The 26,138-nt window shown below is 72.7% G+C and carries 29 protein-coding genes; 10 read left to right on the top strand and 19 right to left on the bottom strand.

Annotated features, from left to right (window positions below):
- Position 1: 1 nt before the first annotated feature.
- The 5 genes from DAA34_RS08995 to DAA34_RS08975 form a co-directional block, all read right to left on the bottom strand.
- Positions 2 to 817 (bottom strand): TrmH family RNA methyltransferase, encoded by an 816-nt coding sequence (locus tag DAA34_RS08995; RefSeq protein WP_106818638.1) that lies wholly within the window; start codon positions 815 to 817, stop codon positions 2 to 4.
- Positions 817 to 1,596, bottom strand: a complete 780-nt coding sequence (locus DAA34_RS08990; protein ID WP_106818636.1) for a sulfite exporter TauE/SafE family protein — start codon at positions 1,594 to 1,596, stop codon at positions 817 to 819. The genes DAA34_RS08995 and DAA34_RS08990 overlap by 1 nt, the downstream gene beginning before the upstream one ends.
- A gap of 53 nt (positions 1,597 to 1,649) precedes the next feature.
- Positions 1,650 to 2,861, bottom strand: a complete 1,212-nt coding sequence (locus DAA34_RS08985) for an SPFH domain-containing protein (RefSeq protein ID WP_106818634.1) — start codon at positions 2,859 to 2,861, stop codon at positions 1,650 to 1,652.
- Between the two features lie 84 nt (positions 2,862 to 2,945).
- Positions 2,946 to 3,407 carry an NfeD family protein gene (locus DAA34_RS08980; RefSeq protein WP_106818632.1) on the bottom strand — a complete coding sequence of 154 codons (462 nt, stop codon included), beginning with the start codon at positions 3,405 to 3,407 and terminating at the stop codon, positions 2,946 to 2,948.
- Positions 3,408 to 3,439: 32 nt separating this feature from the next.
- Entirely contained in the window at positions 3,440 to 4,231 is a 792-nt protein-coding gene (locus DAA34_RS08975) for an ABC transporter ATP-binding protein (RefSeq protein ID WP_106818630.1), read from the bottom strand.
- Between the two features lie 57 nt (positions 4,232 to 4,288).
- Here DAA34_RS08975 and DAA34_RS08970 point away from each other — a divergent pair, with 57 nt between their 5' ends.
- Positions 4,289 to 5,047 carry a hypothetical protein gene (locus DAA34_RS08970; RefSeq protein WP_106818628.1) on the top strand — a complete coding sequence of 253 codons (759 nt, stop codon included), beginning with the start codon at positions 4,289 to 4,291 and terminating at the stop codon, positions 5,045 to 5,047.
- 10 nt (positions 5,048 to 5,057) lie between these two features.
- Here the strand turns inward: DAA34_RS08970 and glgA are convergent, their stop codons facing one another.
- Complete coding sequence (glgA, locus tag DAA34_RS08965; protein ID WP_106818626.1) at positions 5,058 to 6,272, bottom strand: glycogen synthase; 1,215 nt, start codon at positions 6,270 to 6,272, stop codon at positions 5,058 to 5,060.
- 61 nt (positions 6,273 to 6,333) lie between these two features.
- Here glgA and glgC point away from each other — a divergent pair, with 61 nt between their 5' ends.
- From glgC to DAA34_RS08940, 5 genes are read left to right on the top strand one after another with little or no spacing between them, the layout of a single operon-like run.
- Complete coding sequence (gene glgC / locus DAA34_RS08960) at positions 6,334 to 7,587, top strand: glucose-1-phosphate adenylyltransferase (RefSeq protein WP_106818624.1); 1,254 nt, start codon at positions 6,334 to 6,336, stop codon at positions 7,585 to 7,587.
- Entirely contained in the window at positions 7,584 to 8,516 is a 933-nt protein-coding gene (serB, locus tag DAA34_RS08955) for a phosphoserine phosphatase SerB (protein WP_158707691.1), read from the top strand. The genes glgC and serB overlap by 4 nt, the downstream gene beginning before the upstream one ends.
- Before the next feature lie 9 nt (positions 8,517 to 8,525).
- A complete protein-coding gene (locus DAA34_RS08950) occupies positions 8,526 to 8,804 on the top strand; it encodes a DUF3099 domain-containing protein (protein ID WP_106818622.1) in 279 nt (92 codons plus the stop codon).
- Positions 8,801 to 9,025: a hypothetical protein gene (locus DAA34_RS08945; RefSeq protein ID WP_106818620.1), complete on the top strand. Its 225-nt coding sequence runs from the start codon at positions 8,801 to 8,803 to the stop codon at positions 9,023 to 9,025. Before DAA34_RS08950 ends, DAA34_RS08945 begins: the two co-directional genes overlap by 4 nt.
- On the top strand, positions 9,022 to 9,849 hold the full coding sequence (locus DAA34_RS08940; protein WP_234354184.1) for an SURF1 family cytochrome oxidase biogenesis protein: 828 nt from the start codon (positions 9,022 to 9,024) through the stop codon (positions 9,847 to 9,849). Before DAA34_RS08945 ends, DAA34_RS08940 begins: the two co-directional genes overlap by 4 nt.
- A gap of 13 nt (positions 9,850 to 9,862) precedes the next feature.
- On the opposite strand, the gene DAA34_RS08935 is transcribed toward DAA34_RS08940, so the two are convergent.
- Both DAA34_RS08935 and DAA34_RS08930 read right to left on the bottom strand, forming a co-directional pair.
- On the bottom strand, positions 9,863 to 11,722 hold the full coding sequence (locus DAA34_RS08935) for an ABC transporter ATP-binding protein (RefSeq protein ID WP_106818618.1): 1,860 nt from the start codon (positions 11,720 to 11,722) through the stop codon (positions 9,863 to 9,865).
- 78 nt (positions 11,723 to 11,800) lie between these two features.
- Positions 11,801 to 13,399, bottom strand: a complete 1,599-nt coding sequence (locus DAA34_RS08930; RefSeq protein WP_106820021.1) for an ABC-F family ATP-binding cassette domain-containing protein — start codon at positions 13,397 to 13,399, stop codon at positions 11,801 to 11,803.
- A 135-nt stretch (positions 13,400 to 13,534) separates the two neighbouring features.
- Here DAA34_RS08930 and ypfJ point away from each other — a divergent pair, with 135 nt between their 5' ends.
- Complete coding sequence (gene ypfJ, locus DAA34_RS08925) at positions 13,535 to 14,431, top strand: KPN_02809 family neutral zinc metallopeptidase (protein ID WP_106818616.1); 897 nt, start codon at positions 13,535 to 13,537, stop codon at positions 14,429 to 14,431.
- Positions 14,432 to 14,493: 62 nt separating this feature from the next.
- Here ypfJ and DAA34_RS08920 read toward each other — a convergent pair whose 3' ends face one another.
- Genes DAA34_RS08920 through DAA34_RS08875 form a run of 10 tightly spaced genes read right to left on the bottom strand, consistent with a single transcriptional unit; the run spans position 14,494 to position 22,778 of the window.
- Positions 14,494 to 15,018, bottom strand: coding sequence for an acVLRF1 family peptidyl-tRNA hydrolase (locus DAA34_RS08920; RefSeq protein WP_106818614.1), 525 nt, complete (start codon positions 15,016 to 15,018; stop codon positions 14,494 to 14,496).
- Entirely contained in the window at positions 15,011 to 16,162 is a 1,152-nt protein-coding gene (locus tag DAA34_RS08915) for a serine hydrolase domain-containing protein (RefSeq protein WP_106818612.1), read from the bottom strand. The genes DAA34_RS08920 and DAA34_RS08915 overlap by 8 nt, the downstream gene beginning before the upstream one ends.
- A gap of 38 nt (positions 16,163 to 16,200) precedes the next feature.
- Positions 16,201 to 16,533 (bottom strand): metal-sulfur cluster assembly factor, encoded by a 333-nt coding sequence (locus DAA34_RS08910; RefSeq protein ID WP_106818610.1) that lies wholly within the window; start codon positions 16,531 to 16,533, stop codon positions 16,201 to 16,203.
- Positions 16,530 to 16,994 (bottom strand): Fe-S cluster assembly sulfur transfer protein SufU, encoded by a 465-nt coding sequence (gene sufU / locus DAA34_RS08905; RefSeq protein ID WP_106818608.1) that lies wholly within the window; start codon positions 16,992 to 16,994, stop codon positions 16,530 to 16,532. Before sufU ends, DAA34_RS08910 begins: the two co-directional genes overlap by 4 nt.
- Positions 16,994 to 18,295, bottom strand: a complete 1,302-nt coding sequence (locus DAA34_RS08900) for an aminotransferase class V-fold PLP-dependent enzyme (protein ID WP_106818606.1) — start codon at positions 18,293 to 18,295, stop codon at positions 16,994 to 16,996. The genes sufU and DAA34_RS08900 overlap by 1 nt, the downstream gene beginning before the upstream one ends.
- Positions 18,295 to 19,053: a Fe-S cluster assembly ATPase SufC gene (gene sufC, locus DAA34_RS08895; RefSeq protein ID WP_106818604.1), complete on the bottom strand. Its 759-nt coding sequence runs from the start codon at positions 19,051 to 19,053 to the stop codon at positions 18,295 to 18,297. Before sufC ends, DAA34_RS08900 begins: the two co-directional genes overlap by 1 nt.
- Before the next feature lie 2 nt (positions 19,054 to 19,055).
- A complete protein-coding gene (locus tag DAA34_RS08890) occupies positions 19,056 to 19,394 on the bottom strand; it encodes a non-heme iron oxygenase ferredoxin subunit (RefSeq protein WP_199847446.1) in 339 nt (112 codons plus the stop codon).
- Positions 19,391 to 20,629: a Fe-S cluster assembly protein SufD gene (gene sufD, locus DAA34_RS08885; protein ID WP_106818602.1), complete on the bottom strand. Its 1,239-nt coding sequence runs from the start codon at positions 20,627 to 20,629 to the stop codon at positions 19,391 to 19,393. The genes DAA34_RS08890 and sufD overlap by 4 nt, the downstream gene beginning before the upstream one ends.
- The gene (gene sufB, locus DAA34_RS08880; protein WP_106818600.1) at positions 20,629 to 22,062 is read right to left on the bottom strand and encodes a Fe-S cluster assembly protein SufB; all 1,434 of its coding nucleotides are present in this window, start codon (positions 22,060 to 22,062) and stop codon (positions 20,629 to 20,631) included. Before sufB ends, sufD begins: the two co-directional genes overlap by 1 nt.
- Positions 22,059 to 22,778: a helix-turn-helix transcriptional regulator gene (locus DAA34_RS08875; protein WP_106818598.1), complete on the bottom strand. Its 720-nt coding sequence runs from the start codon at positions 22,776 to 22,778 to the stop codon at positions 22,059 to 22,061. Before DAA34_RS08875 ends, sufB begins: the two co-directional genes overlap by 4 nt.
- 77 nt (positions 22,779 to 22,855) lie before the next feature.
- On the opposite strand from DAA34_RS08875, the gene DAA34_RS08870 reads away from it, so the two are divergent.
- Both DAA34_RS08870 and DAA34_RS08865 read left to right on the top strand, forming a co-directional pair.
- Complete coding sequence (locus DAA34_RS08870; RefSeq protein WP_106818596.1) at positions 22,856 to 23,563, top strand: ABC transporter ATP-binding protein; 708 nt, start codon at positions 22,856 to 22,858, stop codon at positions 23,561 to 23,563.
- Complete coding sequence (locus DAA34_RS08865; RefSeq protein ID WP_106818594.1) at positions 23,560 to 24,327, top strand: ABC-2 transporter permease; 768 nt, start codon at positions 23,560 to 23,562, stop codon at positions 24,325 to 24,327. Before DAA34_RS08870 ends, DAA34_RS08865 begins: the two co-directional genes overlap by 4 nt.
- Before the next feature lie 112 nt (positions 24,328 to 24,439).
- On the opposite strand, the gene DAA34_RS08860 is transcribed toward DAA34_RS08865, so the two are convergent.
- The gene (locus DAA34_RS08860; protein ID WP_106818592.1) at positions 24,440 to 24,745 is read right to left on the bottom strand and encodes a hypothetical protein; all 306 of its coding nucleotides are present in this window, start codon (positions 24,743 to 24,745) and stop codon (positions 24,440 to 24,442) included.
- 89 nt (positions 24,746 to 24,834) lie between these two features.
- Between DAA34_RS08860 and DAA34_RS08855 the strand changes: the two genes are divergently transcribed.
- Positions 24,835 to 25,767 (top strand): COX15/CtaA family protein, encoded by a 933-nt coding sequence (locus DAA34_RS08855; RefSeq protein WP_234354183.1) that lies wholly within the window; start codon positions 24,835 to 24,837, stop codon positions 25,765 to 25,767.
- Positions 25,768 to 26,138: the final 371 nt, after the last annotated feature.

The raw sequence follows: 26,138 nt of genomic DNA, 5'->3' as shown, positions 1-26,138 counted from the left end.
GTCAGGACGGCGGCAGGCGCAGGGCCCACGCGGCCACGGCGCCTGCCGCCGCCACGTTGAGCGAGTCCACTCCCCCGGCCATGGGGATCGTCACGGTGACGTCCGCCGCCGCGACCGTCCTGCGGGACAGGCCGTCGCCCTCCGTCCCCAGGACGAGCGCGAGACGCTCCGGTGGGTCGGCCGCGAGCTCGTCGAGTGTGATCGCATCGTCGGCGAGGGCGAGCGCGGCCACGGTGAAGCCGAGGTCGCGCAGCACCTCGACGCCGCCGGGCCAGGGGTCGATGCGCGTCCACGGCACCTGGAAGACCGTGCCCATCGACACCCGGACCGAGCGCCGGTAGAGCGGATCGGCGCACCGCGGGGTGACGAGGATGGCATCGACCCCCAGGCCCGCCGCGGACCGGAAGACCGCACCGACGTTCGTGTGGTCGACGACGTCCTCGACGACGAGCACCCGCCGGGCGTCGGCGACGACCTCCGCGACCGGGGGCAGGACGGGACGGTGCATCGACGCAAGAGCACCGCGGTGCAGGTGGAAGCCGGTGATTCCCTCGATGACGTCCGGTTCTCCGACGTACACGGGCACGCCTGCGGCCTCGGCCTGTGCGACGACGTCCTCGAGGTCCTCGAGCCACCGGGCGGCCATGAGGTAGCTGCGCGGCCGGTGACCGGCGGCCAGCGCGCGTCGGATGACCTTCTCCGACTCGGCGACGTAGAGCCCGCCCTCCGGCTCGAGGACGCGACGGAGGGCGACGTCCGTGAGGCTCACGTAGTCGGCGAGGCGGTCGTCGTGCGGGTCGGTGAGGACGGTCGGCATCAGCGGCCCACCGCCACGGCGATGCCGACGAGCCCCACGAGGACGATGACCGCCCGCAGCACGGTCGGCGGCAGTCGCCGACCGACCCGGGCGCCGAGCCAACCGCCGACGAGCGAGCCGATCACGAGGACCCCGACGACGTCCCAGCGAACCAGACCCGGCCGGAGAACGAGGAAGACGAGCGAGGACGCCGCGTTGTTCGCGGTCGCCAGGAGGTTCTTCCAGCCGTTGAGGACCTGCAGCGGCAGGGCGACGAGGACGCCGAGCACCCCCATGAGGATCACGCCCTGCGCCGCTCCGAAGTACCCGCCGTACACCCCGACGAGCCCGACACCCACCGGCAGCAGCCGGCGCATCCATGCGGGCTCTCCGGCCCCCTCGTTCCCCTCGTGGTGGTGACGGCGTACCCATTCCTGGATCCGCGGGCCGAGGACGACGAGCGCGAGCCCCAGGAGGATGAGCACCGGGACGGCGACCTCGAACACCTGCGGCGGGAGGGCGAGAAGGAGGACCGCGCCGGTCGCGCCACCGAGCAGCGCCCACGGGAGGAGCCGCAGCACCCGCGCCGCACTGGTGGACAGCTCGCGGCGGTAGCCCCACATCCCCGATACGCCACCGCCGAGGAGGCCAAGCCCGTTCGAGGCGTTCGCGGTGAGCGGCGGGATCCCGACGAGCAGGAGCGCGGGGAAGGTGACCAGCGTCCCGGAGCCGACGACCGTGTTGATGAGGCCGGCCCACACGGCGGCGACGAGCACGATGAGGATCTCGACGCCGGACACCCGGCCACCCTAGTCGGGGGCCGGGCGTCGTAGCCGCGGGGGCGCTGCGTGCGTCAGAGGCCGGGCGTCCCGGGGGTCGCCGGCGGCCCCGCGGGGCGCTCCACGGGCGGCGGCATGTCCGCCGGCTCGACCGCGACCGGCGGCTGGGGCGCGACCGGCGCCGAGGTCTCCGGCGGCAGGGGCGGCACGTTCGGGTCGGGGGTCGCCGCCGGCTGCACCCGGCCGACCGGCGTCGCGTGCTCGCTCGCCTCCTTGCTGGCGCGACCGGCCTGGCCCCGGGCCTCGGCCAGAGCCTTCGCGGGGTCCTCGAGGGCCATGTCGGCGAAGGCGTCCTCGTCCGACCCCTCCGGCTCGACCCACGCGTCGTCGTCGAGGTTCGGCGGCTGGCCGTCCGGCGTGCTGCCGAGGGCCCCGCCGATGCTGCGCAGGGCGTCGGTCAGCTCGCTCGGGACGATCCACATCTTGTTGCTGTCGCCGCGAGCGATCTGCGGAAGGACCTGCAGGTACTGGTACGCGAGCAGCCGCTGGGTCGGCTTCCCCCGGTGGATGGCGTCGAAGACCTGCTTGATGGCGCGGGCCTGACCCTGCGCCTCGAGAACCCGGGCCTGGGCCGAACCCTCGGCGCGCAGGATCGCCGACTGCTTGTCACCCTCGGCGGTGAGGATCTGGGACTGCTTGACGCCCTCGGCGTTGAGGATGGCGGCGCGGCGGTCACGCTCGGCCTTCATCTGCTTCTCCATCGACTCCTGGACCGACATCGGCGGGTCGATGGACTTCAGCTCGACGCGGTTGACCCGGATCCCCCAACGGCCGGTCGCCTCGTCGAGGGCCCCGCGGAGCTGGCTGTTGATCTGGTCGCGGCTGGTGAGGGTCTGCTCCAGGTCCAGCGAACCGATGACGTTGCGGAGCGTCGTCACCGTCAGCTGCTCGATGCCCTGGATGAAGTTCGCGATCTCGTACACGGCCGACTTCGCGTCGATCACCGTGTAGTAGATGACGGTGTCGATGTTGACGACGAGGTTGTCGGAGGTGATCACCGGCTGCGGCGGGAAGGACACGACCTGCTCGCGCAGGTCGATGTTCGCCCGGACCTTGTCGACGAACGGCACGAGGATGTGGATGCCGCCCTCGAGCGTGCGGTGGTACTTGCCGAGCCGCTCGATGATGAGCGAGGTCTGCTGCGGCACGATCCGCACGGTCTTGAACAGGAGCACGAGCCCGAACAGCACGAGCGCGAGCAGGAACACCGGGATGACGAACTCCATGGATCCCCCTTGAGATCGACGACACCGCGAGCGGTGGGCCGGGCGAGCCGACCGTGATCAGTATGTCGGACGGCCCCGACGACGTCAGCGGGCGCCGGGCTCCTCCGGGACGACGACGGCGACCGCACCCTCGATGCGCAGGACCCGGACCTCCTCGCCCGGTTCGATCCGGCGGACGTCGTCGGGCACGCGCGCGCTCCACGTCTCGCCGGCCAGACGCACACGGCCGTCGACCTCGGTCACCGGCTCGAGGACGCGGGCCTCCCGGCCGACGAGCGCCGCCGCCCCGATCGGGCCGGAATCTCCCGGCCGGGTCAGCTGTCGCTTGGCGATCGGGCGGACGACCCCGACGAGCAGGAGCGCCACGACGACGGCGACGACCACCTGCAGCACGAGTCCCCCGCCCAGCGCGGCGACGATCGCCGCGGCAACCGCGCCGCCCGCGAGCATGACGAACACGAGGTCGACGGTCATCGCCTCGATGGCGACGAGCACGAGCGCGAGCCCCATCCACGCCAGCCAGCCGTTCTGGTCCATCCACTCCATCGTGAGTCCCTCCTGCCGGGTGCGGTCGTCCCTCAGTCTGCCGTGCGGGCCCGGGCGAACCAGCGGTTGCCGGAGCGTTCGAGCGACAGCGGAAGGCCGAACGTCGCCGACAGGTTCTCCGCCGTGAGCGCGAGCTCGATCGGTCCCTGTGCGACGACCCGCCCCTCGCGCAGGAGCAGCACGTCGGTGAAGTGCGGCGGGATCTCCTCGACGTGGTGGGTCACGAGGACGAGGGCCGGGGCCTCCACGTCGCCGGCGATCGCGCCCAGCCGGGCGACGAGGTCCTCGCGGCCGGCGAGGTCCAGCCCGGCGGCCGGCTCGTCGAGCAGGAGCAGCTCGGGATCGGTCATGAGGGCACGGGCGATCTGCACCCGCTTGCGCTCCCCCTCGGACAGGGTGCCGTACGTCCGTCCCGCAAGATGCTCGGCGCCGAGCGCCTCGAGCAGCCCTGCGGCGCGGGCGTGGTCGAGATCGTCGTACGGCTCGCGCCACCGGCCGACGACCCCCCAGGAGGCGGTGACGACGACGTCGCGCACGGTCTCGGAGGCCGGGATGGCCTCGGCGAGGGCGGCGCTGGCGAGGCCGATCCGGGGCCGGAGGTCGAAGACGTCGACCGCGCCCAGGACCTCGCCCAGGACGCCGGCCACACCGGCGGAGGGATGCAGGCGCCCGGCCGCGAGCTGCAGCAGGGTCGTCTTGCCCGCACCGTTCGGTCCGAGCACGACCCAGCGCTGGCCCTCCTCGACCTCCCAGTCGATCCCCTCGACGAGGGTCGCACCGCCGCGTCGGACGCTCACTCCGGCGAAGGCGAGGACGTCAGTCATGACCTCGACCCTAGCCGCCGCGGCTCGCCCCCAGGGGGCCCCGCCTACGATGCCGCGGTGCTCGACCTGCCCGCCGCCGTCCGTCTCGCCCTGTGGGCGACGGTCGGCTGGAACCGGCCGGGCGTCGACCCCGCGGCGGCCGCCGCCGCCGGCCTGGCGGTCGCGGACGACGTCGCGGGACTCGATGCGGAGCTCGTCGCCGGGTTGCACGCGTTGGGGGAACGCGCCGCCCTCGCCGTCCTCCCCGAGGACGGCGCACCGAGCCCGCTGCTGCGTGCACCGGCCGGTGTCGTCGCCGAGGTCGTCGACGCAGGCGGCGCGGTGCTCTTCCCGATGACCGGGACCGTGCTCGTCGTCGCCGCCTCCGGGTACGGGCCCGCGGGCGACCGCGGCACCCGGATCCAGGTCCACCGCGCGGACGCCGATCCAGTCCCCCGGCACCGGGTCGAGGCCCTCGACGTCCGGGAGTCCGGCCGCGCCTTGGCGAGCGACCTGCGGGAGGCGACGCTCGACCTCGAGCGGATCGGCGGCACGCCCTTCGTCGGCGCGCTCGTCGACGACCTGCGGGACAGCGCCGTCGGGGCGTCCTGGGGCCTGCCGCCGGGCATCGACCGGCGCGCGCTGGAGACCATCACCCGCGCCGGGACGGTCGTCGCGGTGTGCGACGCGGCCGTCTCCGCGCCGAGCGGGGCGCTGACCGCCGTCCACCACGGTGAACGGGACGCCGCGATCCGTCGGCTGCGGGGGCGGGCGCTGCGCCACCTCGAGGACGCGACGAACGCCGCCGTCGCGATCGCGGCCGGCTGGCGCTCCTGACGCCGCGGGCTCAGCCCGCGAGGGCCCTGCGGTAGACGCCGACCGTCGTCTCCGCGATCGCGTCCCAGGAGAAGTGCTCGACCGCCCGCTCGCGACCCGCCGCACCGAGCCGCCGCGCCCGCTCGGGGTCCGACACCGCGTCCGTGAGCGCGGCCGCGAGGTCGGAGACGAAGCGGTCCGGGTCGACCGGCGTCCCGGTCCCGTCGTCGACCTGCTCGATCGGCACGAGCCACCCGGTCGTCCCGTCGAGCACGACCTCGGGGATACCGCCGGTGGCGGTCCCGACGACGGGCAGGCCGCACGCCATCGCCTCGAGGTTGACGATGCCGAGCGGCTCGTACACCGAGGGGCAGACGAAGACGGTGGCGGCGGACAGGATCGCCACGACCTTCTCTCGCGGGAGCATCTCGCTGATCCACACGATGCCCTCGCGCTCGGTCCGCAGCTCGGCGATGAGCCCCTCGGCCTCGGCCTTGATCTCGGGGGTGTCGGGTGCCCCCGCGCAGAGGACGACCTGCACCTGCGGAGGTAGCTGGGCGAGGGCCCGCAGGAGGTACGGCAGGCCCTTCTGCCGGGTGATCCGACCGACGAACACCACCGTCGGTGCGTCCGGGTCGATCCCGAGGGCACGCAGGGCGTCCGGGTCCTGGACCGGGCGCCAGAGCTGCGTGTCGATCCCGTTGTGGACGACCTCGACGCGCTCGGGGTCGACGTCGGGGTACGCCCGCAGGATGTCCGCCCGCATCCCGGCGGAGACCGCGATGATCCGGGCCGCGGACAGGTACGCCGTCCGCTCGATCCAGGACGACAGCCGGTAGCCCCCGCCGAGCTGCTCGGCCTTCCACGGGCGCAGGGGCTCGAGGGAGTGGGCCGAGACGACGTGCGGCACGCCGCCGAGCAGGCTGGCGACGTGCCCGCCGAGGTTGGCGTACCAGGTGTGCGAGTGCACGAGGTCGGCGGCCGGCGCGCCGTCGGGTGAGGCGACGACGTCGGCCGCCATCGCCAGGTCGACCCCCATCGTGGCGAGCGCCGCGTTCGCGGCCCGCAGCCGGGCATCCTCGGCGTACGACCACGTGCCCGCCTCGTCGCGATCTCCCCCGAAGGCCCGGACCCGCACGTCGACGTCGTCCCGACGGCGCAGCGCCCGGGTCAGCTCGGCCACGTGCACCCCGGCTCCGCCGTAGATCTCGGGGGGGTACTCCTTGCTGAGGATGTCGATGCGCACGTCCTGAATCTAGACCCGGACGGGGTGTGCGCGGACGCCACCACGGTCGTAGGTTGGAGGCATGCCATACCGCTCCGGTGGACCGAAGGTGCTCGCGATCGTCCTCGCCGGAGGGGAGGGCAAACGGCTGATGCCGCTGACGGCCGACCGGGCCAAGCCCGCGGTCCCGTTCGGTGGTCAGTACCGCCTCATCGACTTCGCCCTGAGCAACGTCGTCAACTCCGGCTGCCTCAAGGTCGTCGTCCTCACGCAGTACAAGTCCCACAGCCTCGACCGGCACGTGACGAAGACGTGGCGGATGCCGACGATGCTCGGCCACTACGTCGCCCCGATCCCGGCCCAGCAGCGGCGCGGCAAGTCGTGGTACCTCGGCAGCGCCGACGCGATCTTCCAGAGCCTGAACACGATCCACGACGAGCGGCCCGACATCGTCATCGTCGTCGGCGCGGACCACGTGTACCGGATGGACTTCTCCCAGATGATCCAGCAGCACGTGGAGACGGGCGCGGGCGTCACCGTCGCGGCCATCCGCCAGCCGATCGCGATGTCCGACCAGTTCGGGGTCATCGAGGTCGATCCCGCCGAGCCGCGTCGCATCGCCGCCTTCCGCGAGAAGCCGAAGGAGACCTCTGGCCTGCCCGACGCACCCGACGAGATCTTCGCCTCGATGGGCAACTACGTCTTCGACGCCGACGTGCTCGAGCGGGCGGTGACGGAGGACCACCACCGCGAGGGCAGCAAGCACGACATGGGCGGGGACATCGTCCCGGCCTTCGTCGCGACCGGCGACGCGTGGGCGTACGACTTCAAGGACAACGTCGTCCCCGGGGCCACCGACCGCGACCGCGGGTACTGGCGCGACGTGGGGACGATCGACTCGTACTACGAGGCGCACATGGACCTCACGTCGATCCACCCGATCTTCAACCTCTACAACGAGGCGTGGCCGATCTTCACCGACCCGGGCATCCATCCGCCGGCGAAGTTCGTCCACGGCGACACCGGCGGGTTCGGCGGAGCGCTCAACTCGATGGTCTCCCCCGGCGTCGTCGTCTCCGGCAGCCGCGTCGACAACAGCGTCCTCTCGCCACGCGTCTTCGTCCGCAGCTACGCGACGGTCAACGACTCCGTCCTCCTCGACGGCGTACGGGTCGGTCGGCACGCCCAGGTCCGCAGGGCGATCATCGACAAGAACGTCGTGGTCCCGGAGGGGACGACCATCGGTGTCGACCACGAGCACGACCTCGCACGCGGCTTCGTCGTGACCGAGTCCGGAATCACCGTCGTCGGCAAGGAGCAGGAGGTCCGGCCGTGACCGACGCCCCGACGTGCGCCCTCGTCGTCACCGCGGCCGCGGGCACCGAAGCCCTCGACACCGTCCTCGGCTCGGCCGTGTCGGCGATCGAGGCCGCCGGCGGCTCGACCCACGGGACCCGGTCGCTCGACGGTCCGTGCACGCGGGCCACCCTCGTCGAGGTCCAGGGCCTCGGGCTCGACGCGGCGCGCTCGGCCGTCGCGCCCTGCGCAGCCGACGACGTCGACGTCAACGTCGTCCCCGGGTCCGCGCTCGGCCCCGGACCACGACTCGTCGTCCTCGACGTCGACTCGACCCTCATCGAGGACGAGGTCATCGAGCTCCTCGCGGACGCGGCCGGAACGCGCGAGGAGGTCGCGGCCGTCACGGAACGCGCGATGCGCGGCGAGCTCGACTTCGCCGAGAGCCTCCATGCGCGGGTCGCGACCCTGGCGGGCCTGCCGACCTCCGTGCTGCACGACGCGCGCCGCCGGGTGCGGTACACCCCGGGCGTGGGCCGGCTCGCCGCGACCGTCCGGGCGACCGGCGGCACCGTCGCGGTGGTCTCCGGCGGCTTCCAGGAGATTGTCGACCAGCTCGTCGCCCCGCTGGCGATCGACCACGCCGAGGCCAACCGTCTGGGCACCGACGGCGGTCAGCTGACCGGCACCGTCGCGGGAGCCGTCGTCGACCCCGACCGCAAGCAGGCCTTCCTCACCGAGCTGGCCGAGCAGCTCGGGATCCCGCAGGCACGGACGGTCGCCATCGGCGACGGCGCCAACGACCTGCGGATGATCGCGGCGGCCGGGGTGGGCATCGCGTTCTGCGCGAAGGCCGTCGTGCGCGAGGCGGCGCCGTGCTCGCTGCGCACGCGTCGTCTCGACCTCGTCCTCGCCCTGCTGGGGATCGGCGAGGACGCCGTGAGCGACGTGCCCGACCCCCGCGCGTAGGCTGGCCGGGTGCCGCCGGCCGTCCAGTCGATCACCGATCTCCCTCAGGCTCCCGCCGAGGAGCAGGCCGACCGTGCCCGCAAGTACCTCGTGATGATGGCCATCCGCACCGCCTGCTTCCTCCTCGTCTTCGTCGTCGACGGGTGGCTGCGGATCGTCCCCGTCGTGCTCGCGACCGTCCTGCCGTACATCGCCGTCGTCGTCGCGAACGCGGTCGGCAGCCGCGGCGCCGAGCCCGCGCGCCCGGTGGGTCCGGTCGAGACCGGACCCCGCCGGATCGAGGCATGAGCCCGACCCCGGGGTCGGAGGCCGTGTGCAGCGCCAAGGGGTGCCGTGCCCGCGCCACCTCGGCCCTGCTGTGGAACAACCCGCGGCTGCACGAGGACTCGCGCCGCAAGGTCTGGCTGGCCTGCGAGGACCACGTCGGCTCGCTGGGTGACTTCCTGGGCCTGCGCGGGTTCCTCCGGTCCACGGTCCCGGTCGAGCAGATCCCCGAGGGCGCCGGGTGAGCGAGGTCGTTCCCTCCTGGCCACGGGTGCTGCTCCGGCGCGACTGGGTGCTCGCACTGCTCGCCTCCGTGGTGTTCGCGGTCGCCGCGTGGTTCCTCGGCCAGTGGCAGTGGCACCGCTACGAGGCCCGGCACGAGCGTGCGCAGCTCGTGCAGGCCCACTACGACGCCCCGCCGGTGCCCGTGACCGAGGTCGTCGGCGACGCCCCGCTGGATCCCTCCCGGGAGTGGACGACGGTCATGGCCACGGGCCGGTACGACACGGCGCGCACGATCTTCGTGCGCAACCGGCCGCTCGAGGGAACCTACGGATACGAGGTCCTCGTCCCCCTGCGCACCGCCGACGGTGTCGTCCTCGTCGACCGGGGCTGGGTGCCGAACTCCGACGAGGGCGCCGCCGTGCTCCCGGACGTGCCGGAGCCGCCGCCGGGCGAGGTCACCGTCACCGGCTGGCTGCGCCGCGCGGAGAGCGAACCGAGCGAGCCGCTCCCCCGCCCCCAGCTCGGGACGATCGACCTCGACGCAGCCGCCCACCTCGCGGGCGGACCGGTCCTGGGCGGCTACGTCGTCCTCGACGAGGAGCGGGCCGGCGGCGTCCCGACCCCGCCGGAGCGTCGGCCGGCGCGGCTGGCCGAGCCGACGACCGGCACCGGTCCGCACCTGTTCTACGCGTTCCAGTGGTGGGCCGCGATGCCGATCGGCTTCGTCCTCGTCGCCCTCGGCGTCCGACGGCAGGTCGCCGATGCCCGCTGGCGCGCCGAAGGCCACGAAGGCCCGCGGGAGCGGCCGAGGAAGGTCCGCATCTGGGACGAGGAGGACGCCTGAGCGGACCCCGGCCTCAGGCGTCGGCGAACTGCGTCCGGTAGAGGTCGGCGTACAGGCCGCCCGCCGCGAGCAGGTCGGGGTGGGTGCCCCGCTCGACGATCCGGCCGTCCTGGACGACGAGGATCTGGTCGGCCCCGCGGACGGTCGACAAGCGATGGGCGATGACGAGCGCCGTCCGTCCGTGGAGCGCGACGTCGAGCGCGCGCTGGACGGCCGCCTCGGACTCGCTGTCCAGGTGGGCCGTCGCCTCGTCGAGGACGATGACCCCGGGCGAGCGCAGCAGGAGCCGGGCGATCGCCAGTCGCTGCTTCTCCCCGCCGGAGAGCCGGTGCCCGCGGTCGCCGACGACGGTCTCGAGCCCGGCCGGCAGACGGCGGACGAGATCTCCGACCTGCGCCGCGTCGAGGGCGGCCCAGATCTGCTCGTCCGTGGCGTCGGGCTTGGCGAGGACGAGGTTCTCGCGGATCGTGTCGTGGAACATGTGGGCGTCTTGGGTGACCATCCCGATCCGGTTCCGGACGCTGGCCAGGGACGCATCCCGCAGGTCGGTCCCACCGACCTCGACGATCCCGTCCGTCGGGTCGTAGAGGCGCGCGACGAGCGTGGTCAGAGTGGTCTTGCCGGAGCCGCTCGGGCCGACGAGCGCGACGAGCTGGCCGGGCTCGACGGCGAGGTCGATGTCGCGCAGCACCGGACCTGACCCCTTCCGGTCCCCCGGCGCCGTGCTCTCGAGCGAGCGGAGCGAGATCTCGTCGGCGGACGGGTAGGCGAAGGAGACCCCCCGCATCCGCACCGACAACGAGCCGCCGGGCAGCTCGATCGCACCGGTGCGCTCGACGATCGCCGGGCGGAGGTCGAGGACCTCGAAGATCCGCTGGAACGACACGAGCGCCGTCATGACGTCGACGCGGATGTTCGACAGCGAGGTGAGCGGACCGTAGAGGCGCGTGAGGAGCGCTGCGAGGGCCAGCAGCGTCCCCACGGACAGGGAGCCGTTGATCGCGAGGATCCCGCCGAGGCCGTAGACGATCGCCGTGGCGAGGGCGGCGACGAGGGTGAGCGCGGCCATGAAGAAGGTGCGGTTGACGGCGAGGGCGATACCGAGGTCACGCACCCGTGCGGCCCGCCGGGTGTACTCGGCCGACTCGCGGTCGGGATCGCCGAAGAGCTTGACGAGCATCGCCCCGCCGACGTTGAACCGCTCGGTCATCCGCGAGCCCATGTCGGCGTTCATCGTCATCTGCTCGCGGGTGAGACCGGCGAGCCGCTGCCCCATCCAACGGGCGGCGAGGACGAAGAGCGGCACGAGAAGCAGCGAGACGAGGGTGATCTGCCAGGACAGAGCGAACATCGCGGCGAGCACGAGGGCGACGGAGATCGTGTTGCTCACCGCCCCCGACAGGACGCTGGAGAAGGCCGCCTGCGCCCCGATGACGTCGGTGTTGAGGCGGGTCACGAGAGAGCCGGTCTGCGCCCGGGTGAAGAACGCGATCGGTTGCTCCTGGACGTGCCGGAACACCTGGCTGCGCAGGTCGAGGATGAGGCCCTCCCCGATGCGGGCGGAGTACCACCGCTGGACGAGGGTGAGGACGGCCTCGGCGACGGCGATCGCGGCGACCGCCAGGGCCGTGAGGACGACGACCCGGCGGTCACCGGGGATGACGCCGTCGTCGACGACGGTCTTCAGTGCCAACGGGGCGGCGACCGACGTCAGGGCCGCGAGGGTGACGATCACGAGGAAGACGGCGATGGTGCCCCGGTACGGACGGGCGTACGACAGCACGCGGCGGGTCGTTCCCCGGGGGACCGACTCGTCGACGACGGAGGAGTCCCGGCCCATCGTCCGGGCCACGCCCCAGGCTCCTGCCGCCATGCGACCACCGCTCTTTCGTCCGACACCGCTGCCGGGGTCGGCAACGCCCGGGTCGGCGAATCCCTTCCCGGGCCGGGCTCACGCGAGGCTGATGAGGTCCCGGTAGTCCGGTCCCCAGAGGTCCTCGACCCCGTCGGGCAGGAGGAGGATCCGCTCCGGCTCGAGCGCGTCGACCGCGCCCTCGTCGTGCGTGACCATGACGACCGCGCCCGTGTACGTCGAGAGCGCCCCGAGGATCTCCGCGCGCGAGGCGGGGTCGAGGTTGTTCGTCGGCTCGTCGAGCAAGAGGACGTTCGCGCTCGAGACGACGAGCGTCGCGAGGGACAGACGGGTCTTCTCCCCGCCGGACAGGACCCGGGCGGGCTTGTCGACGTCGTCCCCGGAGAAGAGGAAGCTGCCGAGCACCTTGCGCACCTCGGTCTCCCCGAGGTCCGGGGCGGCCGACTTCATGTTCTCCAGGACCGACCGGTCGACGTCGAGGTTCTCGTGCTCCTGGGCGTAGTACCCGAGCTTGAGCCCGTGGCCGGGCTCGACCTGGCCGGTGTCGGGCTCGTCGACCCCGGCGAGCATCCGCAGCAGCGTCGTCTTCCCCGCGCCGTTGAGCCCGAGGACGACGACGCGCGATCCCCGGTCGATGGCGAGGTCGACGTCGGTGAAGATCTCCTGGCTGCCGTAGCTGCGCGAGAGGCCCGAGGCCCGCAGCGGGGTCTTGCCGCAGGGCGCGGGGGTCGGGAAGCGCAGCTTGGCGACCTTGTCGGTCTGCCGCTCGCCCTCGAGCCCGGCGAGCATCTTCTCGGCCCGCCGGATCATCTGCTGCGCGGCGGTCGCCTTCGTCGCCTTCGCGCGCATCTTCTCGGCCTGCTCGAGCAGGGCGCCGGCCTTCTTCTGGGCGTTCGCGCTCTCCCGCTTGCGGCGCCGCTCGTCGGTCTCCCGCTGGGTGAGGTAGTTCTTCCACCCCATGTTGTAGACGTCGATCTCGCCCCGGTTCGCGTCGAGGTGGAAGACGCGGTTGACGACGACCGAGAGGAGGTCGACGTCGTGGCTGATGATGACCAGACCCCCGGAGTACCCCTTGAGGTGGTCGCGCAGCCAGGCGATCGAGTCGGCGTCGAGGTGGTTCGTCGGCTCGTCGAGCAGCAGGGTCTCCGCGCCCGAGAAGAGGATCCGGGCGAGCTCGACCCGGCGGCGCTGACCGCCGGAGAGCGACCCGAGCTCCTGGTCCATCCGCTGCTCGTCGATGCCGAGCGCCGAGGCGATGGACGCGGCCTCGGACTCGGCCGCGTACCCGCCGGCAGAGGCGAACTCGTCCTCGAGCCGGGCGTAGCGGCGCATCGCCTTCTCCCGGATCGCGTCGTCCGCGGCGGCCATCCGCTGCTCGGCCAGGCGCCGGTCGCGGACGATGGTGTCGAGCCCCCGGGCGGAGAGGATCCGCTCCCGGGCGGTGACGGTGAGGTCGCCCGTGCGGGGGTCCTGCGGGAGGTAACCGACCTCGCCCGAGGTCGTCACCGTGCCGGCGGCCGCCTGGCCCTGCCCGGCGAGCACCTTCGTCAGGGTCGTCTTCCCCGCGCCGTTGCGCCCGACGAGCCCGACCCGGTCACCCGGTGCGACCCGGAAGCTCGCGTCGTCGAGGAGGATCCGGGACCCCGCGCGCAGCTCGATCCCACTGGCGACGATCACGGTGCTCCTGCAGGTCGACGAGGGGTTCGGGGTGCCGAGGCGGTCCCGAACGATCGGGGGAGGGCGCACGCGGCCGGGTTAGTCTATGGCCCGCACGCCCGCGGGCCTGATCGCCCACGTCCCGGAAGGCCCACCGTGAGCTTCAACGAGAACGCCCAGATCGACACCTCGAACGTCAGCAGCGGAGGCGGCGGGCGCGGCCCGATGATCGCCGGCGGCGGCGGCATCCTCGGCCTCATCATCGCCATCGTCGGCTATCTCCTGTTCCCCAATGGAGCTGACCCGACCGGGGGCAGCGCGGGCGGTCAGTCCTACCAGGAGGCCCCGCAGAGCTGGGTGAAGGAGAACTGCAAGACCGGAAAGGACGCGAACGAGGACGACCGCTGCCTCGTCGCCGCGACCGCCTACTCGGCCGAGACGTACTGGGAGACCGCCTATACCGGCCAGCGCCGCGCCTTCGAGCCCGCGCAGACCGTCGTCTACGAGGGCGCGACGCAGTCCGCCTGCGGCACGGCGAGCAACCAGGTCGGCCCCTTCTACTGCCCCACGGACGAGACGATCTACGTCGACGCGAGCTTCTTCGGGCTGCTCGAGCGGATGGGCTCCAGCGACGGTCAGCTGGCCAAGGAGTACGTCGTCGCCCACGAGTACGGCCACCACATCCAGCACCTCTACAACCTGCTCGGGCGTGCGCAGCAGGACGCCAGGGGCGAGCAGTCCGGAGCCGTGCGCGTCGAGCTCATGGCCGACTGCCTCGCCGGCATGTGGGCGCAGCACGCGTCGAGCACCGACTCCGGCAACGGGACGCCGTTCCTCAAGGGTGTGACCGAGCAGGACGTGCAGGACGCGCTGTCGGCAGCGAAGGCCGTCGGTGACGACACGATCCAGGAGACGCAGGTCGGACGCGTCAACCGCGAGTCGTGGACCCACGGGTCGGCGCAGGCGCGCCAGAAGTGGCTCATGCGCGGCATGAACGCCCAGAGCATCAACGAGTGCGACACCTTCGCCGTCCGGGACGTCGAGAACCCCTGATCCAGGGCGACCCGCTGCACGAGCGCCCCGTCGGACCTCTGGTCCGGCGGGGCGCTCGCCGCTCATTCCTCGATCGTCACGCGCACGGCACGGGCGCGCTCGAGCGCCGTGCGGAGGACGTCGAGGCGTGGGTCGGGCAGGTCGAAGAGCTCCCGGCGCGGGAGGCCGGCGACCTCGGGCAGTGCGCGGAGGGCGTCGGCGACGAGCTGGCGGTCGCCTCCGATGACGAGTGCCTGCGCCGGTGCGCGGTCGGTGAGGATCCTCGCCAGGTGCCCCGCGGCAGCATCGACCAGCTCATCGGCCTGGTTCCCCCGCCGGCGGGCGTACCGCTGCTGGGACCACCCGCCGGCCTTCGTCCGCGACTGGACGTACCGGGTCCCGGTCTTGTGAGCGACGAGCGAGCCACCGGCCACGAGCCCGACCGCGTACCCGCCGCGGCGGAGCAGCAGCAGGGCGAGCGGGTCGTGGTCGAAGCGGTCGACGGCGACCACGCGCTGGGCCGGGTCGGGGCCGGGGTTGTTCGCCGTGAACCGGTCGAGCCAGGCGGTCAACCGGTCCGGGGCGACCTCGACGAGCCGCTCAGCCACCGGTGCCGAGCGCCGCGGCCAGCACCTCGCCGAAGGCGGGCATGACGGCCGGGCACATCTCGGTCTGGGTGAGCTGGACGACGAACCGGCCGTCGGGCAGGAGCGCGAAGTCGGTCCCGGCGCCGCCGGACCACGAGAACATGCCCCGCTGCTCGCCCTCGGTCACGACCGCGCCGCCGTAACCCCATCCGAGCCCGTCCCAGAACGAGTCCGACCACGCGAAGCTGCCCGGCGTCTTCAGCACGGGGTCGACCTGGTCGCGCACCATCTCCCCGCGCAGCCCGTCCGAGAGGTACGTCGAGCCGTCCGCCGCCCGTCCATCGACGAGCATCGCGAGGAAGGCCGCGTAGTCCGAGGCGGTGGAGACGAGCTCCCCGTGGCTCACGTCGACCGGCGGCGTCCCGGCGTACGGCCCGCCCGCCGCCGGCTCGACCTCGACGAGGCGGCCGTCCTCGAGCCGGTACGCGCCGACGAGCCGGTGTCGCTCGTCCTCCGGCACCCAGGACCCGGTGTCCGGCATCCCGAGCGGGTCGAGCACGACGCGCCGAAGATGGTCCTCGAGCGTCGTGCCGGCCCGCCTGGCCAGGAGGATCCCGAGCAGCGCGAACGAGTGGTGGTAGCGCCACACCGCTCCGGGGTGCCCGACGAGCGGGTGCGCGGCCAGGCGCGATAGCCACTCGTCGGCACCGAGCGGGCTGGGTGCCGGGCCGGCGTCCGTGCCGTCCCGCTCCATCGCCTCGCCGAGCGGCGAGCGGGGGTCGACGACACCGATGCCGCTCGTGCACGTGAGGAGGTGGCGGACCCGGATCGGACCGTCGGCGGGCACCGTCTCGTCCAGTGGCGAGGTCGGGGTGCGCAGCACGGGCCGATCTGCCAGTTCGGGGAGCCAGCGGTCGACCGGGTCGTCAAGCGACAGCGCGCCCTCCTGCACCGCGCGGAGGGTCGCGGCGGCCACGACGGCCTTCGTCATCGACTGGATGCGGAAGATGCTCTCCGTCGACATCGGCGCACCCTCGAGGTCGGCGCGGCCGAGCGAGACGACGTCGAGCTCGTCCCGGCCCCGGCCCACGGCGAGCACGCCGCCGGTGAAGGTCCCCGCGGCCACGTGCCGGAGCAGGACGTCGGCCGCCGATTCGATCCTCATGCGACGTTCCTTCCAGCGAGGGGCGCCCGCGGCAACCGTCAGAGGTTGAAGCCGAGCGCGCGCAGCTGCTCGCGACCGTCGTCGGTGATCTTGTCCGGACCCCACGGCGGCATCCACACCCAGTTGATCCGGTGGCCGGCCACGAGGCCCTCGAGCGCCTGGGCCGCCTGGTCCTCGATCACGTCGGTCAGCGGGCACGCCGCCGAGGTGAGGGTCATGTCGACGATCGCGTGGTTGGCCGGGTCGACGGTCACCCCGTAGACGAGACCGAGGTCGACGACGTTGATGCCCAGCTCGGGGTCGACGACGTCGCGCAGCGCCTCCTCGACGTCGGCGACGTTGGCCGGGGTGGGGGTGGGGGTCTCGCTCATGCCTGGTCCTCCTCGTTCGGCAGCGTGTGGCCGCTGCGGTGGAGCGCGTCGCTGAAGGCCATCCAGCCCAGGAGCGCGCACTTGACCCGCGCGGGGTACTTCGCGACACCAGCCAGGGCTACCCCGTCGCCGACGACCTCCTCGTCGCCGGGGTCCTCCCCCTTGGACGTGAGCATCGCCCGCATCGCGGCGTGCACCGGCGCGGCCTCCGCGAGGGTGAGGCCGGTGACCTCCTCGGCGAGCATCGACGTCGAGGCCATGGAGATCGAGCACCCGAGGGCGTCGTAGGAGATGTCGGCGACCCGGGCGTCCTCGCCCTCGCCCTCGACGTGGACGCGGAGGGTCACCTCGTCCCCGCACGTCGGGTTCACGTGGTGCACCTCGGCCTCGAAGGGCTCCCGGAGCCCGGCGTGCCGGGGGTGCTTGCTGTGATCGAGGATGAGCTCTTGGTAGAGGTCCATCAGGCTTCGCTCCCGTCGGTGTCGAGTCCGAAGACGGCGGGGACGCGGTCGAGCGCCTCGAGGAAGGCGTCGATCTCCCCCGGCGTCGTGTAGACCGCCAGGCTCGCCCTCGTGCTCGCGGCGACCCCGAACCGGCGGTGCAGCGGCCACGCGCAGTGGTGCCCGACACGCACGGCGACCCCGGCGTGGTCGAGGACCTGCCCGACGTCGTGGGCGTGCACCCCGTCGACGACGAAGGCGACGGCCCCGCCCCGCTCCCGCAGGTCCGTCGGTCCGACGACCCGCACCCACGGGCGCTCGGCGAGACCGGCGAGGAGCCGCTCGGTGAGGGCCTGCTCGTGGGCGTGGACCCGGTCCATCCCGATCGCGGTGAGCCAGTCGCACGCGGCGGCGAGCCCGACCGCCTGCGCGGTCATGGGCACGCCCGCCTCGAAGCGCTGCGGCGGCGGTGCGTACGTCGAGCCCTCCACGCGGACGGTCTCGATCATCGAGCCGCCGGTGATGAACGGCGGCATCGCGGCGAGCAGGTCCGGCCGCCCCCAGAGAACGCCGATCCCCGTCGGCCCGAGCATCTTGTGCCCGGAGAACGCCAGGACGTCGACGTCGAGCTCGCGTACGTCGACCGGCAGGTGCGGTACGGACTGGCACGCGTCGAGGACGACGAGCGCGCCGACCGACCGGGCGGCGTCCCGCAGCGCCGCGACGGGGCTGAGCGTCCCGAGGACGTTGCTCACGTGGGTGAAGGCGACGACCTTCGTACGGTCCGTGACGAGCTCGTCGACGGCCGACAGGTCGATCCGACCCTCGTCGTCGAGACCGAACCACCGCAGCGTCGCCCCCGTGCGCCGGCACAGCTCCTGCCACGGCACGAGGTTCGCGTGGTGCTCGGCCTCGGTAACGACCACCTCGTCGCCGGGGCTCAGGGCGAACCGCTCGCTTCCCTCGATGGCCGGGTGGGGCGAGACGGCGAAGGCGTTCGCGACGAGGTTGAGCGACTCGGTGGCGTTCTTCGTGAACACGATCTCGTCCGGTGTCGCGCCGATGAAGGCGGCGATCGTGGCCCGGGCCTGCTCGTACGCCTCCGTCGCCTCCTCGGAGAGCGCGTGCGCGCCGCGGTGCGGCGCCGAGTTCAGGCGCTCGTAGAACGCCCGCTCGGCGTCGAGCACCCGGGTCGGCTTGTGCGAGGTCGCCCCGGAGTCGAGGTAGACCAGCGGCGCGCCGTCCCGGACGGTCCGCCCCAAGATGGGGAACTGGGCGCGGATGGCCTCGAGCTCGGCGTCCGTGAAGGGGGTGGCCGTCATCAGGCCCCGGTCGCGACGAAGCGGTCGTAGCCCTCGGCCTCGAGCCGGTCGGCCAGCTCGGGGCCACCCTCCTCGGCGATCCGCCCGTCGACGAAGACGTGGACGAAGTCCGGACGGATGTACGTGAGGATGCGCGTGTAGTGCGTGATGAGAAGGACGCCCGCGTCGGTCGTGGCCTTCGCGCGGTTGACGCCCTCCGAGACGACCCGCAGCGCGTCGACGTCGAGGCCGGAGTCCGTCTCGTCGAGCACGGCGAACTTCGGCTTGAGGAGCTCGAGCTGGAGGATCTCGTGCCGCTTCTTCTCCCCGCCGGAGAACCCCTCGTTGACGTTGCGCTCGGCGAACGCCGGGTCCATCCGCAGGCCGTCCATCGCGCCGCGGACCTCCTTGACCCAGGTCCGCAGCTTCGGAGCCTGACCGTCGACGGCGGTCTTCGCCGTGCGGAGGAAGTTGCTCACCGTGACGCCGGGGACCTCGACGGGGTACTGCATCGCGAGGAAGAGGCCCGCGCGGGCGCGCTCATCGACGCTCATCGCGAGGACGTCCTCGCCGTCGAGCGTGACGCTGCCGCTCGTCACCGTGTACTTCGGGTGACCCGCGATCGAGTAGGCGAGGGTCGACTTGCCGGACCCGTTCGGACCCATGATCGCGTGGGTCTCACCCGACCGGATCGTCAGGTCGACGCCCTTGAGGATCTCCTTGGGCCCGTCCTCGGTGTCGACGCTCACGTGCAGGTCGCGAATCTCGAGCGTTGCCATGGTCATGCTCCTTGGGTGGTCTGGTCGGTTCCGGCGAGGGCGACGTGCACGCGCCCGTCCTCGACGGTCACGGTGTGGACGGCGACGGGCTGGGTCGCCGGGAGGTTCTGCGGCTGGCCGGTGCGCAGGTCGAACCGGGAGGCGTGCAGCCAGCACTCGATGAGGCAGCCCTCGACCTCACCCTCGGAGAGGGAGACGTTCGCGTGCGTGCACGTGTCGTCGATGGCGTGCACCTCGCCGTCCTCGGTCCGCACGATCGACACGATCCGGCCGTCGACGTCCGCCTTGGCGGCACCGACCTCCGGGAGCTCGTCGAGGTCGCACACGTAGGTGCCGATCACGCGTCGTCCTCCTCGTTGGTCCCGGCGGGGGCGACGTGGCCGAGCTCGGCGTCGATCGCTCCCATGAGGCGCTCCTCGATCTCGTCGATGCCGATGCGGTCGACGATCGCGGCGAAGAAGCCCCGGAGCACCAGGCGTCGGGCCTCGTCCGCGGGGATCCCCCGAGCCTGGAGGTAGAACAGCTGCTCGTCGTCGAACCGGCCGGTCGCCGAGGCGTGCCCGGCGCCGGCGATCTCGCCCGTCTCGATCTCGAGGTTGGGGACGGAGTCAGCGCGCGCACCGTCGGTGAGGACGAGGTTGCGGTTGATCTCGTACGTCTCGGTGCCCTCGGCCGCGGCGCGGATGAGGACGTCCCCGATCCACACCGTGTGGGCGGTCTCGCCGAGGAGGGCGCCCTTGTACTCCACGTTGCTCTGGCAGCGCGGCGCCTCGTGGTCGACGAAGAGCCGGTGCTCGAGGTGCTGGCCGTCGTCGGCGAGGTAGACCCCGAGCCCCTCGAAGGATCCGCCCGGGCCGGCGTACGTGGCGTTCACGTCGAGCCGGACCAGGCTCCCGCCGAGGCTGACCGCGACGTGCCGGACGCGCGCGTCACGACCGACGACGACGTCGTGCTGACCCACGTGAAGGGTCCCGTCGGCCCACTCCTGCGTCGTGACCACCGTGAGGTCGGCGCCGTCCTCGGCGAGGATCGTCACGACCTCCGCATGGTCGGCGGACCCGGTGTGCTCCAGGACGACGGTGCTCCGGGAGAAACGGCCGGCGCGAACCATGAGGTGGCCGTGCACGAGGGTGTCGCCCTCGCCCCCGAGCGTGAGCCGCACCGGCTGCGCGAGCGTCGTCTCGCGCGGGATGTCGACGACGGTGACCCCGCCGCTGCGGGCCGCAGCCACTGCCGCGGCCCGGTCCGCGGGCGCGGGCACGCCGAGCGCGCGCCACTCCTGCACGGAGATGGTCGAGGCCGTCACGCCCTCGGGGATGTCGGTGCCGACCTCGAGCGACGCGCCGGTGGTCTCGTCGCGGAAGAACGCCCCGAGACGGTCGACCGGGGTGAAGCGCCACTCCTCCTCGCGACCGGTCGGCCGAGGGAAGTCGGCCGGGTCGAAGGAGCGCGTGCGCTCGGAGCGGGACTGGTCCGGCTTGGCCGCCGCGCAGCCCGAGCCGTCGTGGCCCGGGGTCACCGGGTCGGCGGCGTCGGGGCGGGCGAGCTGCGCCGTGTCGTCCGTGATGAGGCCCATCAGCCCACCGACCCTTCCATCTGGAGCTCGATGAGGCGGTTGAGCTCGAGGGCGTACTCCATCGGCAGCTCCCGGGCGATCGGCTCGACGAAGCCGCGCACGACCATCGCCATCGCCTCCTCCTCGGACAGCCCGCGGGACATGAGGTAGAAGAGCTGGTCGTCCGACACCTTCGAGACGGTCGCCTCGTGGCCCATCTGGACGTCGTCCTCGCGGACGTCGACGTAGGGGTAGGTGTCCGAGCGGCTGATCGTGTCGACGAGCAGCGCATCGCACACGACCGAGCTCTTGCTGTTCTCCGCACCCTCGAGCACCTGGACGAGGCCCCGGTAGGACGTCCGGCCGCCCCCGCGCGCGACGGACTTGCTGACGATCGAGCTGCTCGTGTTCGGCGCCGCGTGGACCATCTTCGCGCCGGCGTCCTGGTGCTGGCCCTCGCCGGCGAACGCGATCGACAGCGTCTCGCCCCGGGCGTGCTCACCCATGAGGAAGACGGCCGGGTACTTCATCGTCACCTTCGACCCGATGTTCCCGTCGACCCACTCCATCGTCGCGCCGGCCTCGCACGTCGCGCGCTTCGTCACGAGGTTGTACACGTTGTTCGACCAGTTCTGGATCGTCGTGTACCGGACGCGGGCACCCTTCTTGACGACGATCTCGACGACGGCGCTGTGGAGGCTGTCGGTCTTGTAGATCGGCGCGGTGCAGCCCTCGACGTAGTGCACGTAGCTGCCCTCGTCGGCGATGATGAGCGTCCGCTCGAACTGGCCCATGTTCTCGGTGTTGATCCGGAAGTAGGCCTGCAGCGGGATGTCGACGTGGACGCCCGGGGGCACGTAGATGAACGACCCGCCGGACCAGACCGCGGTGTTGAGCGCGGCGAACTTGTTGTCCCCGGCGGGGATGACGGTGCCGAAGTACTCGCGGAAGAGGTCCTCGTGCTCGCGCAGACCGGTGTCGGTGTCGACGAAGATGACGCCCTTCTCCTCCAGGTCCTCGCGGATCTGGTGGTAGACGACCTCAGACTCGTACTGGGCGGCGACGCCGGCGATGAGCCGCTGCTTCTCGGCCTCGGGGATGCCGAGCTTGTCGTACGTGTTCTTGATGTCCTCGGGCAGCTCGTCCCAGGAGGTCGCCTGCTTCTCCGTCGAGCGGACGAAGTACTTGATGTTCTGGAAGTCGATACCCGTGAGGTCGCTGCCCCAGCTCGGCATCGGCTTCTTGTCGAAGAGCGTGAGCGACTTCAGCCGCAGGGTGCGCATCCACTCCGGCTCGGACTTTCGGACGCTGATGTCCTCGACGACCGCCGGGGACAGCCCGCGCTGGGCGGACGCACCGGCGTTGTCGGCGTCGTGCCAGCCGTACTCGTACCGGCCGAGGTCCTTCAGCCCCGGGTTGAGCTCCTCGATCGAGGGGGTGGCTTCGGTGGTCATCGGGTCCGCCCTTCCGTGGGGGATGTGGTGCTGGACGTGCGGGTCGTCCCGGACGCGGTGGCCGGGACGTGGGTCGTGCAGACGTGGTCGCCGTGGGCGAGGGTCGCCAGGCGCTGGACGTGGACGCCGATGAGCCGGGAGAAGGTCTCGGTCTCGGCGTCGCAGAGGACGGGGAACTCCCCCGCGACCTCGTGGACGGGGCAGTGGCCCTGGCACAGCTGGAGCCCGGCCCCGGGGTGGTCGCCCACGGGGCGGGTCGACGCGGCGAAGCCGTCCCGGCGCAGCGCGCCGACGAGGGCCTGGGTGCGCTCCTGCGGGTCGTCCCCGACGTCGGCGAGCTCCCGGGCGTACCGCGCCTCGAGCCGCGCCGTGCGCTCGCGCGCGAACCGCGCGACCGCGTCGGAGCCGCCGAGCTCGGCGATGAAGCGGACGGCGTCGACGGCGATGTCGTCGTACGCGCTCTGGAGGACGCCGTGGCCCTCGTCGCTGACGACGAACGCCTTCGCCGGCCGACCGCGGCCCCCGCTGTGCTGCTCCTCGCGGACCTCGATCGTGCCGTCGGCGACGAGCGCCTCGAGGTGGCGACGGACCCCGGCCGGGGTGAGGCCGAGCTCCTCGGCGACCCCCACGGCGGTGACCGGGCCGGAGCGGGTCACGACCTCGAGGACGCGCGCGCGGGTGCCGCCCTCGGTGCGTGCCGTCTCCGGAGTCGTCATAAACACAACAGGAACGTTACCAAAATCCGCTGGACGCCCCGACAGCAGGGGGTCGCGCTCTCCCTAGACTGCGCCGCGTGCCCGCTGTCGAGGTCGACTCGCTCGTGCGCCGCTTCGGCCCGGTGACGGCCGTCGACGGTGCCACCTTCGCCTGCGAGGCGGGAGCGGTCACCTGCGTCCTGGGACCCAACGGCGCTGGCAAGACGACGACGATCGAGTGCCTCGAAGGCCTCCAGCGCCCTGACGGGGGCCGCGTGCGCGTGCTCGGGGCCGACCCGTGGCGCGCCGACGCCGACCATCGTGCGCGGGTGGGCGTCATGCTCCAGGACGGCGGTCTCCCCCAGTCGGTCCGGCCCATCGTCCTGCTGCGGCACATCGCTTCCCTCCACGCGGGCCGCACGCGCGTCGACGAGCTCGTCGAGCGGCTGGGGATCGGCGGTTTCGCCGGCACGAGCATCCGACGGCTCAGCGGCGGTCAGCGCCAGCGCGTCGCCCTCGCGGCAGCCCTCGTCGCCGACCCGGAGGTCGCCTTCCTCGACGAGCCGTCCGCCGGGCTCGATCCCTACGCCCGCCGGGACGTGTGGGACCTCGTCCGCGCCGCGGCCGACCGGGGCTGCGCCGCCGTGGTCACGACGCACTCGTTCGAGGAGGCCGCCCGTCTGGCCGACCGCGTCATCATCATGGCGGCCGGGCGAGTCGTCGCCGACGGGACGGTCGGGCAGCTCGCACCGGACGGCGATCTCGAGGCCGCCTTCTTCGAGACGACGAGGACGGCCAGACGATGACCGGATCCGCCGAGGGCGCCCCGGACCGACCGTCCGCCGCGAGCGGCGTCCGCCGCGCCCTGGCAGAGGCCCGATTCGAGGCGGGGATCATGCTCCGCAACGGCGAGCAGCTCCTCGTCGCGCTCGTCCTGCCGGCGCTGGCCCTCGTCGGCCTCACCCGGGCCCCGTGGCCCGACCTGGGACCGCACCCCCGGATCGACGTCGTCGCCCCCGGCGTGCTCGCCCTCGCCGTCGTCTCTAGTGCCTTCACCGCACAGGCGATCCAGACCGGGTTCGACCGCCGGTACGGGGTGCTGCGGCAGCTCGGGACGACCCCGCTCGGGAGCGGGGGGCTCCTCGCGGGCAAGGCGATGGCTGTCCTCGTCGTCCTGGCCGTGCAGGTCGTCGCCCTGGGCGGGCTCGCGCTGGGCCTGGGCTGGCGGCCTCACGCCCTGCTCTGGCTCGAGCTCGTTCCGCTGCTGGCCCTCGGCGCCTGGGTCTGCGTCGCGCTGGCCCTCGTCCTCGCGGGCGCATTCCGTGCCGAGGCCGTGCTCGCCCTCGCGAACCTCATCTGGGTCCTCGTCCTGGGTTTCGGAGGTGTCGTCGCGCCGCCGGCGGGGCTTACGGCGTCCGTCGTCTCCCTGCTGCCCCCCGGTGCACTCGCCGGAGCGCTGCGCTCGGCATCCGTCGAGGGCGCCACAGCCATTCTTCAGGTCTGTGCACTGATCATGTGGGCGGCCGTGGCCACCGCCGTCGTCACCCGAACCTTCGACTGGAGGGACTGATCCGTGCTCCTTGCGACCAACCCGTTCGACTCCGTCGGTGGCCTCCCACCCACGTCCTCGTCGTCCACGCGGTCGTGGTGCTCACCCCGTTGGCGGTCCTTGCGGTGTGGGCCTACCTCGCCCGGCCGGGGTGGCGGCTTGCGCTGCGCTGGCCCGCAGTGGCGCTCGTCCTCGGTTCGGCGGTCAGCGCCTTCGTGGCCGCGGGCAGCGGGGAGGAGCTCGCGCGGCGGGTGACCGCCATCGGGAAGGGCAGCCCGGCCCTGCGCACCCACGTCGAGGCCGGGGACCAGGCCCGGATCGTCATCGTCGCGTTCGCCGTCCTCGCGCTGGCGGCGCTGCTCTGGGCGCTCGCGCCAGGGGTGGACCGTGGCGCGGCCGTCCGGGTCGTCGCGACGGTCATCGTGGCGCTGGCCTCCATCGCGGCGCTCGTCGCCGTGATCCGTGCCGGCCGGATTGAGGGGCTCCCCCGGCCGGTCGCCGGTCGGGCCCCGGCCCTACCCTCGACGGGTGACCGGACCCGCTGCTGCACCTCCCGCATCGACCGCGCCTGCGGCTGGGCACGCCCGCCGCTGGGCTGCCTGGGTGTTCTTGGCGAACCTCGTCGCGCAGCTCGGGATCATCGTGACCGGTGGTCTGGTCCGGGTCACCGGCAGCGGCCTGGGCTGCCCCACGTGGCCGCAGTGCGTGCCCGGGTCGTACACCCCGACCTACGAGCAGGCCGAGGGGTTCCACAAGTACATCGAGTTCGGGAACCGGACCCTGACGGGGGTGCTCGGTGTCGTGGCACTGCTCGCCGTGGTGGCTGCCTACCGGGCCACCGATCGGCGGCGGCACGTCGCACCGGCCGCGTGGGCCGTCCTCGTGGGGGTCGTCGTCCAGGCGGTGCTCGGGGGTCTGACGGTGCTCTTCGGGCTGCACCCGGCGACGGTCGCCACCCACTTCCTCGTATCGGCGGTCCTCGTCGCGGTGTCCACCTACCTCTGGCGCCGTGCCACCGAACCCGCGGGTGAGCTCGCGCCGCTCGCCCCGCCGCTGGTCCGGCGGGCCGCGGCGCTCGCCTGCGCCGTCGGTGCCCTCGTCCTCGTCCTCGGCACGGTCGTCACCGGCTCGGGGCCGCACTCCGGCGACGCGGACACGCCCGCCCGGTTCGGCTTCGACCCGCGGACGATCTCGTGGCTCCACGCCGACGCGGTGATGCTCTTCACCGGGCTGGTCATCGCCATGGTGCTCGCGACGCATCTCGTCGCCGCCGACGAGCGGCCGAAGCGGGGCTGGCTGCTCGTGCTGGTCGTGACGCTGGCCCAGGGCCTCCTCGGCTACGTCCAGTACATGACGAAGCTCCCGGAGGCGCTCGTCGTCGCCCACATGCTCGGCGCCGCCCTCCTCGTCGTCGCTCTCACCATGGGAACCATGTCCCTCCGCGGCGCACCCTCCGCCTGACCACCCCCTGCTTGCCCTGCAATTGCGCGCGCAATTGCCATCTGCGCGCGATATATCGCGCGCAGATGCCCCGTTCAGCGCGCAGATCGACGCGTTGGCCATCGAGCCCGCGATAGGCGGCGAGCTGCACTCCCCCTCGGCATGCCTCGGCAAGCGCAGAGTCCCGCACCCCTGATCACGACGGCGTCGCCCAGCCCAGCCCGCGGGTGGGGACGCCTGCGACGGTCGACATCCCGACGACGGACCTCCTCGCGAGCTCGCGAGATCCGCGCGTCACATGGCGCAGGCGCGCGTGATGTTTGGAGCGCAGATGTCACTTGCGCGCGCAATTGCGAAGAAGCGCTGGAGGGGGCAGGCGGGGCCGGGCGGGG

The sequence above is a fragment of the Janibacter massiliensis genome, from assembly GCF_900289115.1.
GTDB classification, from domain to species: Bacteria; Actinomycetota; Actinomycetes; order Actinomycetales; family Dermatophilaceae; genus Janibacter_A; species Janibacter_A massiliensis.
The sequence above is the reverse complement of the archived record's forward strand: the minus strand, read 5'-3'. Positions and strand labels throughout refer to the sequence as shown.

Excerpts from the sequence above, each read along its gene's own strand:
- DAA34_RS08995 (WP_106818638.1), bottom strand. The coding sequence starts at position 817 with ATGCCGACCGTCCTCACCGACCCGCACGACGACCGCCTCGCCGACTAC.
- DAA34_RS08985 (WP_106818634.1), bottom strand. The coding sequence starts at position 2,861 with ATGGAGTTCGTCATCCCGGTGTTCCTGCTCGCGCTCGTGCTGTTCGGG.
- DAA34_RS08980 (WP_106818632.1), bottom strand. The coding sequence starts at position 3,407 with ATGGAGTGGATGGACCAGAACGGCTGGCTGGCGTGGATGGGGCTCGCG.
- DAA34_RS08975 (WP_106818630.1), bottom strand. The coding sequence starts at position 4,231 with ATGACTGACGTCCTCGCCTTCGCCGGAGTGAGCGTCCGACGCGGCGGT.
- glgC (WP_106818624.1), top strand. The coding sequence starts at position 6,334 with ATGCCATACCGCTCCGGTGGACCGAAGGTGCTCGCGATCGTCCTCGCC.
- DAA34_RS08945 (WP_106818620.1), top strand. The coding sequence starts at position 8,801 with ATGAGCCCGACCCCGGGGTCGGAGGCCGTGTGCAGCGCCAAGGGGTGC.
- DAA34_RS08935 (WP_106818618.1), bottom strand. The coding sequence starts at position 11,722 with ATGGCGGCAGGAGCCTGGGGCGTGGCCCGGACGATGGGCCGGGACTCC.
- DAA34_RS08915 (WP_106818612.1), bottom strand. The coding sequence starts at position 16,162 with ATGAGGATCGAATCGGCGGCCGACGTCCTGCTCCGGCACGTGGCCGCG.
- DAA34_RS08910 (WP_106818610.1), bottom strand. The coding sequence starts at position 16,533 with ATGAGCGAGACCCCCACCCCCACCCCGGCCAACGTCGCCGACGTCGAG.
- sufU (WP_106818608.1), bottom strand. The coding sequence starts at position 16,994 with ATGGACCTCTACCAAGAGCTCATCCTCGATCACAGCAAGCACCCCCGG.
- DAA34_RS08900 (WP_106818606.1), bottom strand. The coding sequence starts at position 18,295 with ATGACGGCCACCCCCTTCACGGACGCCGAGCTCGAGGCCATCCGCGCC.
- sufC (WP_106818604.1), bottom strand. The coding sequence starts at position 19,053 with ATGGCAACGCTCGAGATTCGCGACCTGCACGTGAGCGTCGACACCGAG.
- sufD (WP_106818602.1), bottom strand. The coding sequence starts at position 20,629 with ATGGGCCTCATCACGGACGACACGGCGCAGCTCGCCCGCCCCGACGCC.
- sufB (WP_106818600.1), bottom strand. The coding sequence starts at position 22,062 with ATGACCACCGAAGCCACCCCCTCGATCGAGGAGCTCAACCCGGGGCTG.
- DAA34_RS08875 (WP_106818598.1), bottom strand. The coding sequence starts at position 22,778 with ATGACGACTCCGGAGACGGCACGCACCGAGGGCGGCACCCGCGCGCGC.
- DAA34_RS08865 (WP_106818594.1), top strand. The coding sequence starts at position 23,560 with ATGACCGGATCCGCCGAGGGCGCCCCGGACCGACCGTCCGCCGCGAGC.
- DAA34_RS08860 (WP_106818592.1), bottom strand. The coding sequence starts at position 24,745 with ATGGAGGCCAGCGCCACGATGACCGTCGCGACGACCCGGACGGCCGCG.